Annotated in this window: 13 protein-coding genes; 7 read left to right on the forward strand and 6 right to left on the reverse strand. The window is 65.2% G+C overall.

The features are described 5' to 3' along the window. Positions 1-13: 13 nt before the first annotated feature. Positions 14-1381 carry an HNH endonuclease signature motif containing protein gene (locus tag WIMU1_RS10460; protein ID WP_120802622.1) on the forward strand — a complete coding sequence of 456 codons (1368 nt, stop codon included), beginning with the start codon at positions 14-16 and terminating at the stop codon, positions 1379-1381. Here WIMU1_RS10460 and WIMU1_RS10465 read toward each other — a convergent pair. Next, positions 1378-2256, reverse strand: a complete 879-nt coding sequence (locus WIMU1_RS10465) for a sigma-70 family RNA polymerase sigma factor (RefSeq protein WP_062796960.1) — start codon at positions 2254-2256, stop codon at positions 1378-1380. The two genes, WIMU1_RS10460 and WIMU1_RS10465, sit on opposite strands and share 4 nt — an antisense overlap. A gap of 93 nt (positions 2257-2349) precedes the next feature. Between WIMU1_RS10465 and WIMU1_RS10470 the strand changes: the two genes are divergently transcribed. The 3 genes from WIMU1_RS10470 (at position 2350) to WIMU1_RS10480 (ending at position 4835) form a co-directional block, all read left to right on the forward strand. Beyond that, positions 2350-2808, forward strand: a complete 459-nt coding sequence (locus tag WIMU1_RS10470; RefSeq protein ID WP_030175809.1) for a carboxymuconolactone decarboxylase family protein — start codon at positions 2350-2352, stop codon at positions 2806-2808. A 27-nt stretch (positions 2809-2835) separates the two neighbouring features. Beyond that, a complete protein-coding gene (gene dcd, locus WIMU1_RS10475) occupies positions 2836-3405 on the forward strand; it encodes a dCTP deaminase (RefSeq protein WP_062796962.1) in 570 nt (189 codons plus the stop codon). A 71-nt stretch (positions 3406-3476) separates the two neighbouring features. Next, the gene (locus WIMU1_RS10480) at positions 3477-4835 is read left to right on the forward strand and encodes a UDP-glucose dehydrogenase family protein (RefSeq protein WP_062797584.1); all 1359 of its coding nucleotides are present in this window, start codon (positions 3477-3479) and stop codon (positions 4833-4835) included. Here WIMU1_RS10480 and WIMU1_RS10485 read toward each other — a convergent pair. Further along, positions 4825-5553, reverse strand: coding sequence for a MerR family transcriptional regulator (locus tag WIMU1_RS10485; protein ID WP_062796964.1), 729 nt, complete (start codon positions 5551-5553; stop codon positions 4825-4827). The genes WIMU1_RS10480 and WIMU1_RS10485 overlap by 11 nt on opposite strands. 83 nt (positions 5554-5636) lie before the next feature. Between WIMU1_RS10485 and WIMU1_RS10490 the strand changes: the two genes are divergently transcribed. After that, the gene (locus WIMU1_RS10490) at positions 5637-6650 is read left to right on the forward strand and encodes an alpha/beta hydrolase (RefSeq protein WP_245968907.1); all 1014 of its coding nucleotides are present in this window, start codon (positions 5637-5639) and stop codon (positions 6648-6650) included. Between the two features lie 127 nt (positions 6651-6777). Next, positions 6778-7818: an Hsp70 family protein gene (locus WIMU1_RS10495; protein ID WP_062796966.1), complete on the forward strand. Its 1041-nt coding sequence runs from the start codon at positions 6778-6780 to the stop codon at positions 7816-7818. A gap of 1 nt (position 7819) precedes the next feature. Here the strand turns inward: WIMU1_RS10495 and WIMU1_RS10500 are convergent, their stop codons facing one another. Beyond that, the gene (locus WIMU1_RS10500; protein ID WP_062796968.1) at positions 7820-8413 is read right to left on the reverse strand and encodes a TetR/AcrR family transcriptional regulator; all 594 of its coding nucleotides are present in this window, start codon (positions 8411-8413) and stop codon (positions 7820-7822) included. 121 nt (positions 8414-8534) lie between these two features. On the opposite strand from WIMU1_RS10500, the gene WIMU1_RS10505 reads away from it, so the two are divergent. Continuing rightward, the gene (locus WIMU1_RS10505; protein ID WP_062796970.1) at positions 8535-10121 is read left to right on the forward strand and encodes a DHA2 family efflux MFS transporter permease subunit; all 1587 of its coding nucleotides are present in this window, start codon (positions 8535-8537) and stop codon (positions 10119-10121) included. Here the strand turns inward: WIMU1_RS10505 and WIMU1_RS10510 are convergent. Genes WIMU1_RS10510 through WIMU1_RS10520 form a run of 3 tightly spaced genes read right to left on the reverse strand, consistent with a single transcriptional unit; the run spans position 10103 to position 13619 of the window. Then, the gene (locus WIMU1_RS10510; protein WP_245968908.1) at positions 10103-11581 is read right to left on the reverse strand and encodes a flavin-containing monooxygenase; all 1479 of its coding nucleotides are present in this window, start codon (positions 11579-11581) and stop codon (positions 10103-10105) included. The two genes, WIMU1_RS10505 and WIMU1_RS10510, sit on opposite strands and share 19 nt — an antisense overlap. 26 nt (positions 11582-11607) lie before the next feature. Next, positions 11608-12744 carry a PDR/VanB family oxidoreductase gene (locus WIMU1_RS10515; protein WP_062796973.1) on the reverse strand — a complete coding sequence of 379 codons (1137 nt, stop codon included), beginning with the start codon at positions 12742-12744 and terminating at the stop codon, positions 11608-11610. After that, a complete protein-coding gene (locus tag WIMU1_RS10520; RefSeq protein WP_062796975.1) occupies positions 12741-13619 on the reverse strand; it encodes a metal-dependent hydrolase in 879 nt (292 codons plus the stop codon). Before WIMU1_RS10520 ends, WIMU1_RS10515 begins: the two co-directional genes overlap by 4 nt.

Consider the following 13619-nt stretch of genomic DNA (forward strand, 5'->3'; position numbering starts at 1 on the left):
GTATGATCGAATCATGAGTTGGGCGGGGGCCACCACGATGGACGCTGAGGCGTCAGAGTTGTTGTCGCGGGTGCAATCTGGGATTCGCGAGGTGAATCGTGCGTGGGCTCAGCGGCTGGATGACGGCCTGACGTACTACCGGTACGTCTCCAGTAACGACGACGAGAACGGCACTCGGGCGGCCGCGTGCGAGATCGCGGTCGCCTGGCGATGCACCACCGGGCAGGCTGACCATCTGCTGCGGTGCCGGCGATTGCTCGACCACCTGCCGTCGCTGGCGGACGCATTTACCTGTGGCGAACTGAGCATCGAGAAGCTCAAGGCGATCTATTACCGCGCTTCGCGCGGCTATCGAGATGTACTCATGGATCTGGATGGTGTACTCGCCGAAGACGCAATACTGTTGGGCGACAACTCGTTCGCCGAGGAACTGGATCGGCATCTGATGCCGTTCGAGCCGGACGCAGAGGACGATGGTGACCTCGTCGATCCGGCGCGGAGGGTGGTGGTGCGCCGACGTGCAGGTGGCTTGGCCAGCCTGATCACCGCGTGCACGGCCGAGGAAGCAATCCGGGCAAAGGCTCAGCTGGAGGAGATGGCGCCCGATGATCGTGCCGCGCAGGTGGATGCGGTGCTTGGTGCCATCGCCGATGCGAATGCGGCTACCGGCGACGAGATGCCGGCAGCGGCCTCAGCCCCTTCTCCCGCCGAGCACCCCAAACGTGCATGGACCGAGTTGGTGGTTGATCTGCCGACAGTGTTGGGGTTGTCGACGAACCCCGGCTACCTGCTCGGATACGGACCGCTGGGTTGTGAACAGTCGCGGTCGTTGGCGGGCCGATCGCGGTGGAAGGGCCTGGTGACGATCGGAGAGAAGGCGCTCGCAGCGGTTCTCCACCTGATCAACACTGCCGGTGAAGCGCCGATCACCAGCGAAGACCTCACGGCCGCCTTGATGAACTCGGTTGACGGTGGCAATCGAATCATTCTGGGGGAGAGACACATCGGCCCGTCACCGCCGATCAAAGCGTCGGCGACCCCCGAAGGCCACGGCGGGTGGAGTACGCCGCCACCCGGCGCCCTGCGATACCGGCCCGGCTCGAAGCTCGCCCGGATGATCCGCGCCCTGGACGGGCACTGCCGCTACCCGGGCTGCGTCGTGCCCGCAGACAAGTGCGAACTCGACCACATCGTCCCGTTCAACCATGCCAACCCGTCGGCCGGTGGATGGACCATCGAGGCGAACCTCGAATGCCTGTGCAAGGAGCATCACGACATGAAGACCCGCGGGATCATCCAGGTGGTCCTGCACAACAACCGGACGATCTGGTTCAGCACCCGCGCCGGACAACGGGTCATGACCAAAGCTGCGGTCCGCTAGATGACGCCCGAGAAATCGAGCTGCGCCAACCGCAATGGATCGGCCACGATGTTCATCGCCACCACACGACCATCGGACACCGTGAACGCGGCAACCGACGACACCGTGTCGCCGGAGAAGGCCAGCACGCCGATGCCGCCGTTCATGCGCACCATCTGCGTCCGCTCGGTGAACCGCTGGAACGTGATCGCGCCCCGGGCCGCAGCCTCGGCGCCGAGCACCTCAACAGGTGCGCGGTCCGCGGCCACGTCGGTACGGATGACGATGTTCGGATCCAGCACAGCCATCAGCGCCTCCAGGTCGCCACCCCGAGCCGCAGCCGTGAAAGCCTCCACCACCCGCCGCTGCTCCGCCAGACCCTGCGACCGCGGCGTCGCCCCCTGCACCCGAGAACGCGCACGACTGGCCAACTTGCGAGCAGCCGCCGGCGTCTTGCCCACAATCGGCGCCACCTCATCGAATGGCATCGCGAACAGATCATGCAGAACAAACGCCAGACGCTCACTCGGGCTCAGCGTCTCCAACACCACCAACAACGCAACACTCACCGAATCGGCCAGCACCGCCTGGCCCTCCGGATCGTCGGGCGCATCGAGCGGAGCCAGGATCGGGTCGGGAACATGGGCGATCGCCAGTGGCTCCTCCTGGCGAGTCCGCCTCGACCGCAACATGTTCAAACACACCCGCGACGTGATCGTGGTGAACCAGCCCCCGATGTTCGAGATCTCATCGGTGTCGGCACCGGCCACCTTCAGCCAGGTCTCCTGAACAGCATCCTCGGCCTCGCTGAGCGAACCCAGCATCCGGTAGGCCACCGCTCGCAAATGCCCGCGATTCGCCTCGAACTCGGTGAGCAGAAAATCGTTTGTCTCCATCGGTCACATTCCCCTTCTCCGTCGTGTCAGAGCTATGAACCGCCCGACACGGCCGATGTGACACAACCTCGCCGCCCGATGAAGGAGTCCGCAATGACCGCACGCATGACCAACCCCGCCACCGTTCTGCCGCAGGCAACCAAGGCCATCCCACACCTGTTCGGAGCAATGGACCAAGGCGGTCTGTCGGCCTCACTCCGCGAAATCCTCGCACTGCGGGTCAGCCAGATCAACGGCTGCGCCGCCTGCGTTCACGCCCACGCCAAAAACCTGAAGGCGGAGGAGGAAAGCGACGACCGCATCTCCACCGTGGCCGTCTGGCGCGAATCGCCCTTCTTCACCGAACCCGAACGCGCCGCGCTCAACCTCGCCGAGTACGCCACCCGCCTGGCCGACTCCCGCGGCCACGCAGTACCCGACACCGTCTGGGACGAAGCTGCCGACAACTTCGACGAGAAGGAACTGTCGGCGATCATCTTGCTGATCGCCACCACGAACTTCTTCAACCGCATCAACGTGACGATTCAGGAACCAGCAGGCACCACCTGGTGAGCGCACCCTGGCAGCTAACCTCTTCGTGTGCTGCTCTCCGACCGCGACATCCGCGCCCAGATCGCTGATGGCTGCCTGGCCATCGAGCCCTTCGACCCCGTGCTGGTGCAACCCTCCAGCATCGACGTCCGGCTCGATGGCCTGTTCCGGGTGTTCAACAACACCCGGTACACCCACATCGACCCCGCCCAACGCCAGGACGACCTGACCACGCTGGTCGAGCGTGAAGAAGGGGAACCGTTTGTCCTGCACCCCGGCGAGTTCGTCCTCGGCTCAACGCTGGAGGTCTGCACCCTGCCCGACGACCTCGCGGGCCGCCTCGAGGGCAAGTCGTCGCTCGGCCGCCTCGGACTGCTGACCCACTCGACCGCCGGGTTCATCGACCCGGGCTTCACCGGTCACATCACGTTGGAGCTGTCGAACGTCGCCAACCTGCCGATCACCCTCTGGCCTGGCATGAAAATCGGTCAGCTGTGCCTCATCAAGCTGTCCAGCCCGGCAGAGTTCCCCTACGGGAGTGCCTCGGTCGGCTCCAAGTACCAGGGGCAACGCGGACCGACCCCGTCGAAGGCCTACCTGAACTTTTCGCACGAGTGACCTCTGAACGTCACCTGAACCACCCCGGCGCGACAGACATAAACCGTACGCAGATGGGTATGACCAAGCGTATGAAGGTGACAGTTTTCGGTTGTGGCTATCTCGGTGCCACTCACGCAGCATGTATGGCCGAACTCGGGCACGAAGTCCTCGGCGTGGATGTGGACGAAGCGAAGATCGCGACGCTCGTCGCCGGCGAACTGCCCTTCTACGAACCCGGACTGGTCGAGGTCCTGCGCCGCAACATCGACAACGGGCGTCTGCGCTTCACCACCGACTACGACGAAGCGGCGAACTTCGCGGCCATCCACTTCCTCGGGGTCGGAACGCCCCAGAAGAAGGGGGAGTACGCCGCCGACCTCCGACACGTCTACAGCATGGTCGACGAGCTCGCGCCGCGGCTCCGGGGCGAGCACCTCATCATCGGGAAATCCACGGTGCCCGTGGGAACCGCCGCCGATCTGCAACGCCGCGCCACCGCGGGAGCGCACGAATCGACCAAGATCGAGGTCGCCTGGAACCCCGAGTTCCTGCGCGAGGGTTTCGCGATCCAGGACACCCTGCACCCCGACCGCATCGTGCTGGGCACAGATCGCGCCAATGCCGGCAGCCATGCCGAGAAGCTGGTGCGCGAACTCTACGCAGACCTGCTCGCCGAGGAGATTCCTTTCCTGCACACCGATCTGGCGACCGCCGAATTGGTCAAGGTCTCGGCGAACGCCTTTCTCGCAACCAAGATCTCATTCATCAACGCCATCAGCGAGGTGTGTGAGGCGAGCGGGGCCGACGTGTCGATGCTGGCCGACGCCATCGGGTACGACAATCGCATCGGCCGCCGATTCCTCAACGCCGGACTGGGTTTCGGAGGCGGCTGCCTGCCGAAAGACATCCGGGCATTCATGGCTCGGGCCGGCGAACTCGGCGCCGACCAGGCGCTGACCTTCCTACGCGAGGTCGATTCGATCAACATGCGTCGCCGCACAGCCATGGTGGAACTGACAACAAAAGTGTGTGGTGGCAGTCTGCTGGGTGCCAACATCGCCGTTCTCGGCGCGGCATTCAAACCGGAGAGCGACGACGTGCGCGACTCACCTGCGCTGAACGTCGCGGGTCAACTGCAGTTGCAGGGTGCCACCGTAAATGTGTTCGACCCCAAGGCAATCGACAACTCGCGCAGGTTGTTCCCGACGCTCACCTACGCCGCCTCCGCGCGTGAGGCCTGCGAACACGCCGACGCCGTGCTCGTCCTCACCGAATGGGCCGAGTTCGTGCACATGGAGCCCGACGAGCTCGCACCCGTGGTGCGCAAGACCACCATCGTCGACGGCAGGCGCTGCCTGAACGCGGGCCAGTGGATCGCAGCTGGATGGCAGTATCACGCGCTCGGCGGCAACACGAACACCGGAGTCGCAGAACTGGTCAGTCCGTAGCCTTGCGGAGGTAGTCGTCGAGCTGGTGGGCGAGATCGCGGTCCAGGGCACGGTCGAGGGCGCTGTGAGCTGAGATGGTCGCGGTGCGGCGCATCTCGCCGATCAACTCTGCGGCCCAGTCGCTTTCGGAACCCTCCGAGGGAACCCAGCCCTCACCGCGTTCGGATTCGACCACGTCGCGGCCGGCTGAGATGAGGGTGGAGGCGACAGCGGCCATCTCCTTCTCGACCTTGCCGTGCACGTCTAGGATTTTCGACAGCGTCAAACCCAGTTTGGTGAGCCGTCCGAAGGCGTATACGGTCTCGCGGTCGCGCAACACGTAGTCGTCACCGTCGGCCTCGATCAGGCCGAAGTCTTCAAGCCTCTTGTAGTGAGACGGGTTGCGGGAGTTCAGCAATGACTTGAGGGCCTCGGCCGAGATGGTTTCCGATCGCGCCTTCGACCACGGTTCGGTGACTACTTCCCGGATCCCGAGGACGTCGACGAGGTCGTCGCCGCGTTGCACACCCAGGAGGAAGTCGGCGATGTGCCGGATAGTGAAGCCGCGGTGCAGCAGATCGTTGATCACCTTGAGCCGGGCAAGATGGGTGTCGGTGTAGATCGCGATCCGTCCGCGACGCGTGGGGCGGGGCAGCAGCCCACGGTCCTGATACCCACGCACATTGCGCGTGGTGGTTCCCGCGGCGCGTGCGAGGTCGTCGATCCGGTACTCGGTCACCCCGAGATTCTAAACCGGTGATGTAACTGCCAGTTCTAAACGTGACATTGACAAATGGCACAATTGACGGTGACACTCAGCAAGTGCAACAGAACACGTCGCTGCTGGGGCCGGTGCTGCAACCGTCTCGTAGGTCGCAGGCGCTGGTGAAGGCTGCGTCCACGGTCCTTCGGCCTCTTGCCGAGGTCATTCCCGACAACCGCGCGGGCGTCGCGTTCACCAGGGCGGTGGTTGCGGCGTCCATGATGGCGGGCGACTCACCACAGGGGGTCAGCGTCGCGCGTGTGCACAACGGCGGCGTGGTCGGTGAGTGGGTTCGACCGCGCCAGATCCGCGGACAGCAGGTGATCCTCTACCTGCACGGCAGTGGGTACGCCATCTGCTCCACCCGCACACACCGCGCGCTGGTGTCCCGGCTGGCCCGCTACTCCCGCCTGCCTGCGTTCTCGGTCGAGTACCGCCTCGCCCCGGAACACGTCTATCCGGCCGCTGCCGATGACGTGGCCGCCGCCTACGAGTGGCTCATGCGGCAGGGTTACGACGCAAGCGACATCGTCATAGCGGGGGACTCCGCCGGTGGACATCTGGCTCTCGACCTGGTGGCCGAGAACGAGCGGGCTGGTCGGCCACAACCGCGCGCGGTGGTCTTGTTCTCCCCGCTGCTCGACCTGACACTCGATCTGGCCGCACGCCAGGAACGGACCCGTCCGGACCCGATCATCTCCGCGGCCGCGGCGAAGAGATTGGTGAGCCTCTACACCGCGGAGCAACCGGCCGATCTACCACGGCTGCGCCTGGAGCTCGACGAATCAAAACACCTGCCGCCATTCATGATCCAGGCAGGGGGGTTCGAGATGCTGCGCGGCGACGCCGAGGAGATGGCACGAATGCTGCGGGTTGCCGGCGCCGACTGCCATCTGCAGATCTGGCCGGGGCAGCTCCACGTGTTCCAGGCCTTTGCCCGCCTCGTCCCCGAAGCGCGACTGGCACTGCGCGATGCGGCCACATTCATCACCAGGACGCCGGTGACACAGCGGCGCACGGTGCCGGCCAACAGCACCCACCGACCTGTGGTTCGGGTCGGCATCGACGACTGACTGGGTGCTGGTATCTCACCTATGACTGCCCGCCGGGGGCGGCTGAACAAGACATACAGGACAGTCCCGTGCAGAATGGCCATCACATGGTTGCTACTGGTGAATGACGACGAGGAGGTCGGGAGCAGTGATCTGGCTCGACCAATCGCTTCTGCGCACGGTTCGTGACCTCCTCCACTCGGCATCCGGCCAGGTCGGACCGGCGTTTGCCCTGATCGATCTCGACGACGGCGGTCTGCGTGGTGCCGCGGTCGACTCCGCCACCGGACAATGCCTGATGCAGCTCGACGACCATGACCTGCAGGGAAGGGCTTTCGACCGCTCGGTGGCCGACTACCTGGTTCGCACCGGCAAGGCCCCGATGCCCGAGAACGCCGAGTGGGCGCGTGAACTGCTCGACCTCATGACCAAGGCCCGCTCGGCGCTCAGCCGTTCGGACGGGACGTTCGTGATGGGCCACGAGTACGTCGGCATGCTGCGGGTGACCCGGACCGACCTCGACGATGCCCTGGCTCCCGCGGTGGCGCGCGCGGTCAGCGTGGCACGATCGATTGCCGCCGGCTCGCCTGCCCCGGTCACGGCGGTGGTCCTGATGCCCGATCACGTGATCTGGCCTGGTCTGCAAGCGGCATTGACCACCGGACTGCACGATCTGCCCGTCCTGGCGATGCATGCGGACGTACCCCTGGCGGTACCGGGACGGCATGCGCGGCCGGCACCGGTCGTCGAATCGGAATCGGAACCCCAGCTCGTGCAGGAACCCGAACCGGCGCCACCGCCCGTGGACAACCGGCGCCAGAACCGGCTTGTGCTGATCGGTGCGGCGCTGATGGCCGGCCTGATTGTTGTCGGCGGCGCCACCCTGGTGGTCGCGCCGTGGAGCGAAGACACCGGTCAACCGCAGTCTCAGCGGTATCTACGCACCCCGGAGACGAGCACAACGGTGTCGGCAACCCCTGGCCCCGCGCAATCGCCCACGACCGCGTCATCGGCCCCGACCCCGCCGCCCCTGCCGCCGATCAACACCGAAGCCGCGCTCGCCCCGGTGATGCGCTACACAGCACCACCGCCGCCTCCTCCGCCGACGACAACACGGCGACCGGCACGGCCTGCGCCGAATACGATCCCCAACCCCATCCCGGGGTTGCCTCCGATTCTGCTGCCCTGAGTCAGGGTGCGACGCCTCGGCTGATCAGATCGAGGGTCTGTGCGTAGATGAATTCCCAGTGGTTGGTGGTGTCGGGAGGACCGGCTCCATCGAGCTCCAGACTCACGGCGCCGTGCACACAGGACCAGATCTGCAGCGTGAGGTCCATTGGCTCCCCGGCCCGGATGGTGCCCGCGGCCTGTCCGTAACGAACGATTTCGGTGAGCGCACCGAGGGCTGCTTCTCCGACTTCGCCTTCGGGCGCGCACTGGCCGGAGAACATGAGCCGGTAAAGCGTCGGTGACTTGTGTGCGAAGGCGCGATAGGTGTGACCGGCGCGGTTCAACCGGACGTCGGCGTCGGAGTCGACAACGCTGCTGATCATCTTTCGAAGTTGCGAAAATCCCTCCGTGACAAGGGCATTGATCAGACCATCCTTGCCGTCGAAGTGGTTGTAGACACCCATCGGAGCGACCTTGGCCTCTGACGCCACCGCGCGCACCGTCAGGCCGCGCACGCCGTGGGTGTCCAGTACGCGCAGGGCGGCATTGAGGAGCAACCCTCGGACATCTCCGGCAGGGGTCCGTGATGCCGTCCTTGGCGATTTCGATGCCACGTCGTCGATCCTTTCACACCACTTGCATGATCCCTCTTGACATCGCAGTAGCACGCTGTTCTTCTTGGATAGAACAATGTACTACAACACTAGAACAGCATCCTACTTCAGGAGAGAGTCGATGAGAAAGACAGAGCTGGTCGAACCCAAGACCGCCGCCCGGTCGCGCAATCGCTGGTGGGGCCTGGTCGCCCTCTGTGGCGCCGTGCTCCTGGTGATGATCGACAACACCATCGTCAACGTCGCGCTGCCGACCATCAGTCGGGACCTCGGCGCGAGCAACTCGGGACTGCAGTGGGTGGTGGACGCCTACACCCTCACCTTTGCCGGGTTACTGCTCACCGCAGGCCATTTCGCCGACCGATTCGGCCGCCGCAAGGTACTGGTCATAGGAATCCTCGGATTCGCGGCAGTGTCGGTGCTCGCTGCCGAATCGAGCTCGCTCGGACAGCTCATCGCCACGCGTGCAGGGCTCGGATTGTTTGCCTCACTGGTCTTTCCGGCCACTCTGGCCATCCTGATCGGGATCTTCCCCGATCTCAAGGAGCGGGCCATCGCGGTCGGCATCTGGGCCGGCACCACCGGTATCGCCGTGGCCATCGGTCCCGTGCTCGGAGGTTGGCTGCTCGAGCACTACTCGTGGTCGTCGGTGTTCTGGGTCAATCTGCCGATCGCCGCAGCAGTGCTCGTTGGTGTCTACCTCGCGGTGCCCAGCGGCGGCAAAGCCCAGCCGGGTCCTTTCGACCTCGCCGGCGCAGCGACCTCCATCGTCGGTGTGACCCTACTGGTCTACACGCTGATCGAGGGACCGAATCATGGTTGGGGATCGCTGCAGACCATCGGTGGATTCATCGGTGCGGCAGCGTTTTTGATCGGATTCGTGTACATCGAACTGTGCTCGCGCCATCCGATCCTGGACGTGCGCCTGTTCAACAACCGGCCGTTCGCCGTGGCCTCGGGGCTGATCGCGGTCGCATTCTTCAGCCTGTTCGGGTTCATCTTCCTGATCACCCAGTACTTCCAGGCCGTCAAGGGCTACGGCCCGCTGGAGGCCGGGCTGCGCACCCTGCCGTTCGCGATCGTGATGGCCGCATTCTCACCGCTCGCCATGGTGTTCGCCCGCAAGCTGGGGCCCGGGCGGGTTGCGGCACTGGGATCATTGACGATGGCCGCAGGGTTCGCGCTGGTTCTCCTTGCAGGCAAAGACGCCTCCTACTGGGGGCTGATCATCTGGTCGATGAGCCTGATGGCGGCGGGCCTCGCCCTGGTACAGGGGCCGGCCACCAACATCATCACCAATTCCCTTGCACCGCAGCAAGCAGGCGCGGGCTCGGCGGTCAACGACGTGACGCGTGAGATCGGCGGCACCCTAGGGGTTGCCGTGCTCGGCTCGGTGCTGTCGTCCATCTACACCTCGGGGATCGGTGACAAGCTCGATGGCAGCGGTCTACCCCCGGAAGCCCTTGCCGCGTCCAAGGAATCGGTGATGGCCGGTGTGCAGGTCGCCTCGGCCATCCCGGGTCCCGGCGGTCAGCAGATGCTCGAGGTCATCCGTGACGCGTTTGTGGACGGGCTGCACGGTTCGGTGGTGGTGGCCGCCGTTGCTGCGGGCCTCGCCGCGCCGATCGCCTGGATCACCCTGCGGACCAGACAACTCGGTGCCGCGGTGGTGGTGGAGGACGATGCGCGTCAGGCGGAGTACTCGTAGCCGTCCTTGAGGGCTTTGCGCAGAGACAGGATCGACTCCACCCGGCTGGTCGGCCGGAGGTAGGGCGAATCACCTTGAGCGTTGATGTAGTAGGTGTTCGACCCGGCGCAGCGCGGACTCGCAAAGACCGTGCTGCGCACCTTCTTGCGCATCTTCTCGACGAACTCTTCGGTCTGCTCATCGGTTGCGCTCACCCGGCCCGCGCCGGACTCGACGGCTTTGGCGACAACCCGCACCGCGTGGGTGACGCAGAGTTCGATGGTGTCGAACCAGGAGAATCCGATCACGCCGTAGGGTCCCGGCGCCAGGAACAGGTTGGGGAAGTCCGGGACGGTGATGCCCTCGTAGGCATGCATACGTTCCGAATCCCAGGTGTCTCCGAGATCCTGGCCGCCGACTCCGCGGATGGTGTACGGGAGATCGAAGATCTTGAAGCCGGTTGCGAGGATGAGCGCATCGATCTCCAGGCGTCGGCCATCAGCGAAAACGATTCCGCTACCGGTGATCTCGGTGATCGGCGACGTCTCCAGGTCGACGTTGTCGCGGTTGAACGTGGGGAAGTAGTCGTTGGAGAACGACGGACGTTTGCAGGCGTAGCCGTAGTGCGGGGTGAGCTTGGTGCGCAGCTCTGGGTCTTTGACCTGACCCCGCAGGTGACGCAGGCAGAGCTTCTCCATTCCCCGAGTGATGGCGGGCAACTGCTTGTTGTAGACCACGCCGAGCGTCTCGGCGATCTCGAACGTCGAGTCGATCAGAAAACGCGGCAGCAACTGCAGTTTCGGCGCAAGCCGGTACACACCGCGCAGGCGGTCGGGGATCGGCGCGTTCGGTTTGGGCAACACCCAGATGGCCGTGCGCTGCACCACGGTCAAATGCTCGACGTCGGGTGCGATGGTGGGGATGATCTGGATGCCGGTGGCTCCGGTGCCGATGATGGCGACCCGCTTGCCGGTCAGGTCGTAGTCGTGGTCCCAGGATGCCGATCGCAGCACTTTCCCCGAGAAGTTCTCGAGGCCGGGCAGCGCGGGGGTGGCCGGGGTGGACAGCGCGCCATGGCAACTGATCAGGAACCGGGCGGTGACGGTCTCGCCGGATGCGGTGGTGACGGTCCACAGATCGGTGGTCTCGTCGAAATCGGCTGCGGTCACCGCGGTGCCGAAACGGATGTGCTCGCGGATCCCGAACCGCTCGGCGATGTCGCGGGCGTACTGCAGCAGTTCCGATCCCGGCGCGAACACCGCGGACCAATCCGGATTGAGTGCGAACTTGTAGGAGTAGGTGACCGACGGGATGTCCACCTCGACACCGGGATACTGATTGGCCAGCCAGGTGCCACCGACGTCGTCATTGCGGTCGAAGATCACGTAGTCGTCGATTCCGCGCTCTTGCAACTTGATCCCGGCAGCGAGCCCGCCGAAGCCGGCACCCACGATGGCGACGGTGAATTGAGGTTCGGGCACGATGATGTCTCCGTTGCTGTTCGGGATCAGAGGTCGAGACGAAGGTGGTCACCCTCGGCCCGCGAAACGCAGGTGAGCATCACGCCGGCGTCGCGTTCTGGTTCGGTGAGGATGTTGTCGCGGTGCTCGACCTGGCCTTCGAGCACCCGGACCTTGCAGGTGCCGCAGAAGCCCTGCTGGCACGAGTACGGCACCGACGGCAGAACCCGGCGGACCGCCGCCAGCGTCGATTCGGTGGCACTGACCGCAACGTCACCGCCGGTGCTGTCCAGGGTCACCCGGAATGGCCGACCGTCGAGAACCGGTGGCGGAGAGAACCTCTCGAAGTGCAGTTCGATGTCGGCTCTGCCCGCCAGCGCGGCACGAATGGAGTTCAGCATGGGGACGGGGCCGCAGCAGTACACGGACGTTCCGGGAAGCCCCGGTGAGTCGGCGTCATCCCCACCGAGAAGATCATGCGCGGTGGGGATGCCGTCGGTGTCGTCGGTGCGCACCGTGATCCGGTCCCCGTAGCGGGCCAGTTCGTCGACGAAGGGCAGGGAGTCGACGCTGCGGCCGGTGTACACCATCGACCAGTCCAGGCCCAGCCGCTCGGCGGCCTGCAACATCGGCAGGATCGGGGTGATGCCGATACCGCCGGCGATGAATCGCAGTCTGCGGGCCGGCGACCCATGACCGGGTAGTGCAAGGGGAAAGGCGTTGCGCGGCCCTTTGATCCGCAGCAGGTCGCCAACCCGGAGCTGGTCATGGACCTCCACCGATCCGCCACCACCGTCCGGTATCCGCCGCACGGCGATCCGGTAGTGGTCACGATCGGCGGGGTCACCGCACAGCGAGTACTCCCGCATGCGGCCGGACGGCAGCAGCAGGTCGAGGTGAGCTCCGGCGTACCACGGTGTGAGCTCGCCGCCGTCGGGGTCGGCGAGGGTCAGGGCCACCACGTTCTCGTCCTCGGCCACCACCTCGCGGCCGACGATCCGCACCGTGGTGACGCGGTGGACCTCTTTCGGCACAGGCGTTTTGGTGAGAGTGCTCCACAGCGGGAACCACACCTTGCCGAGCAGTGTCGCGATCCGCATCGCCGGGTCGTGCTGATACCGGTTGTACAGATGCGGCGGCGGCGCCGTCATCGACGTCGTGTGCGGGTGGTGGCGCTGATTCATGGGTGCGCGGTCCGGGCCGCAGGTGACGTCGCAAGGTAGGCGACGGCCTGGGCCGTCGACCCCACCTCCATCGGGGAGAAGTCGCGCCGGAAGTAACTGAAGGTCGCGAAGACGATGGACCGAAGGGTGGGCAGCAGCCCGTTTCGGGCGCCGGAGAACCATCCCAGCCACAACCGGGGGTAGCTCACCTTGCCTGCCGGGTCGCCGTGGGCGATGAAGCGGATGCCGCGGTGGATGACAAAGAGCAACGCCGGCAGAGCGACCAGCATGGCCCGGCCACGTTTGAGGTAGCTGTCGCCGAAGTAGGTGGCCACATCATGTGCCACACAACGATGTTCGACCTCTTCGGCGCCGTGCCACCGGAAGAGGTCGGCCATCATGGGGTCGGCGCCGTGCTCGTCCCACTTGTTGTTCAGGGCGAAGTCGCCGAGTACGGCGGTGTAGTGCTCGATGGCGGCGATCAGCCAGAGCCGCTCGACGAGGTGCTTGTACCGTGCCTTCGCAGTGCCCTTCTCGGAGGGGCCGAGGATCTTACGGAAGATCCACTCCATCTGGCGCTGGAACGGCCGGGGGTCGAGACCGTTCTCGTCGAGGAACTCCCACAGCACCCGGTCGTGGGCTTCGGCGTGCATCGCCTCCTGCCCGATGAAGCCGCGCATCGCAGCCGCGAGCACCTCGTCCTTCACCAGGGGCAGCGCCTCGTTATATGTCTGCACAAACCAGCGTTCACCCTCTGGCAGCAGCAGATTGAGCATGCTGATCACATTGGACGACACCGGATGGTTCGGAATCCAGTGCAGCGGGGTGTTCTTCCACTCGAACTCGACGTTGCGGGCATGCAGTTCAACTGGTCCCGGATCAAAAGCGTGGGTCAT

It is taken from the genome of Williamsia muralis NBRC 105860 (assembly GCF_001598915.1).
Taxonomy (GTDB): Bacteria; Actinomycetota; Actinomycetes; order Mycobacteriales; family Mycobacteriaceae; genus Williamsia; species Williamsia muralis.

Excerpts from the sequence above, each read along its gene's own strand:
- WIMU1_RS10460 (WP_120802622.1), top strand. The coding sequence starts at position 14 with ATGAGTTGGGCGGGGGCCACCACGATGGACGCTGAGGCGTCAGAGTTG.
- WIMU1_RS10515 (WP_062796973.1), bottom strand. The coding sequence starts at position 12,744 with ATGAATCAGCGCCACCACCCGCACACGACGTCGATGACGGCGCCGCCG.
- WIMU1_RS10470 (WP_030175809.1), top strand. The coding sequence starts at position 2,350 with ATGACCGCACGCATGACCAACCCCGCCACCGTTCTGCCGCAGGCAACC.
- WIMU1_RS10480 (WP_062797584.1), top strand. The coding sequence starts at position 3,477 with ATGAAGGTGACAGTTTTCGGTTGTGGCTATCTCGGTGCCACTCACGCA.
- WIMU1_RS10505 (WP_062796970.1), top strand. The coding sequence starts at position 8,535 with ATGAGAAAGACAGAGCTGGTCGAACCCAAGACCGCCGCCCGGTCGCGC.
- WIMU1_RS10465 (WP_062796960.1), bottom strand. The coding sequence starts at position 2,256 with ATGGAGACAAACGATTTTCTGCTCACCGAGTTCGAGGCGAATCGCGGG.
- WIMU1_RS10520 (WP_062796975.1), bottom strand. The coding sequence starts at position 13,619 with ATGACCCACGCTTTTGATCCGGGACCAGTTGAACTGCATGCCCGCAAC.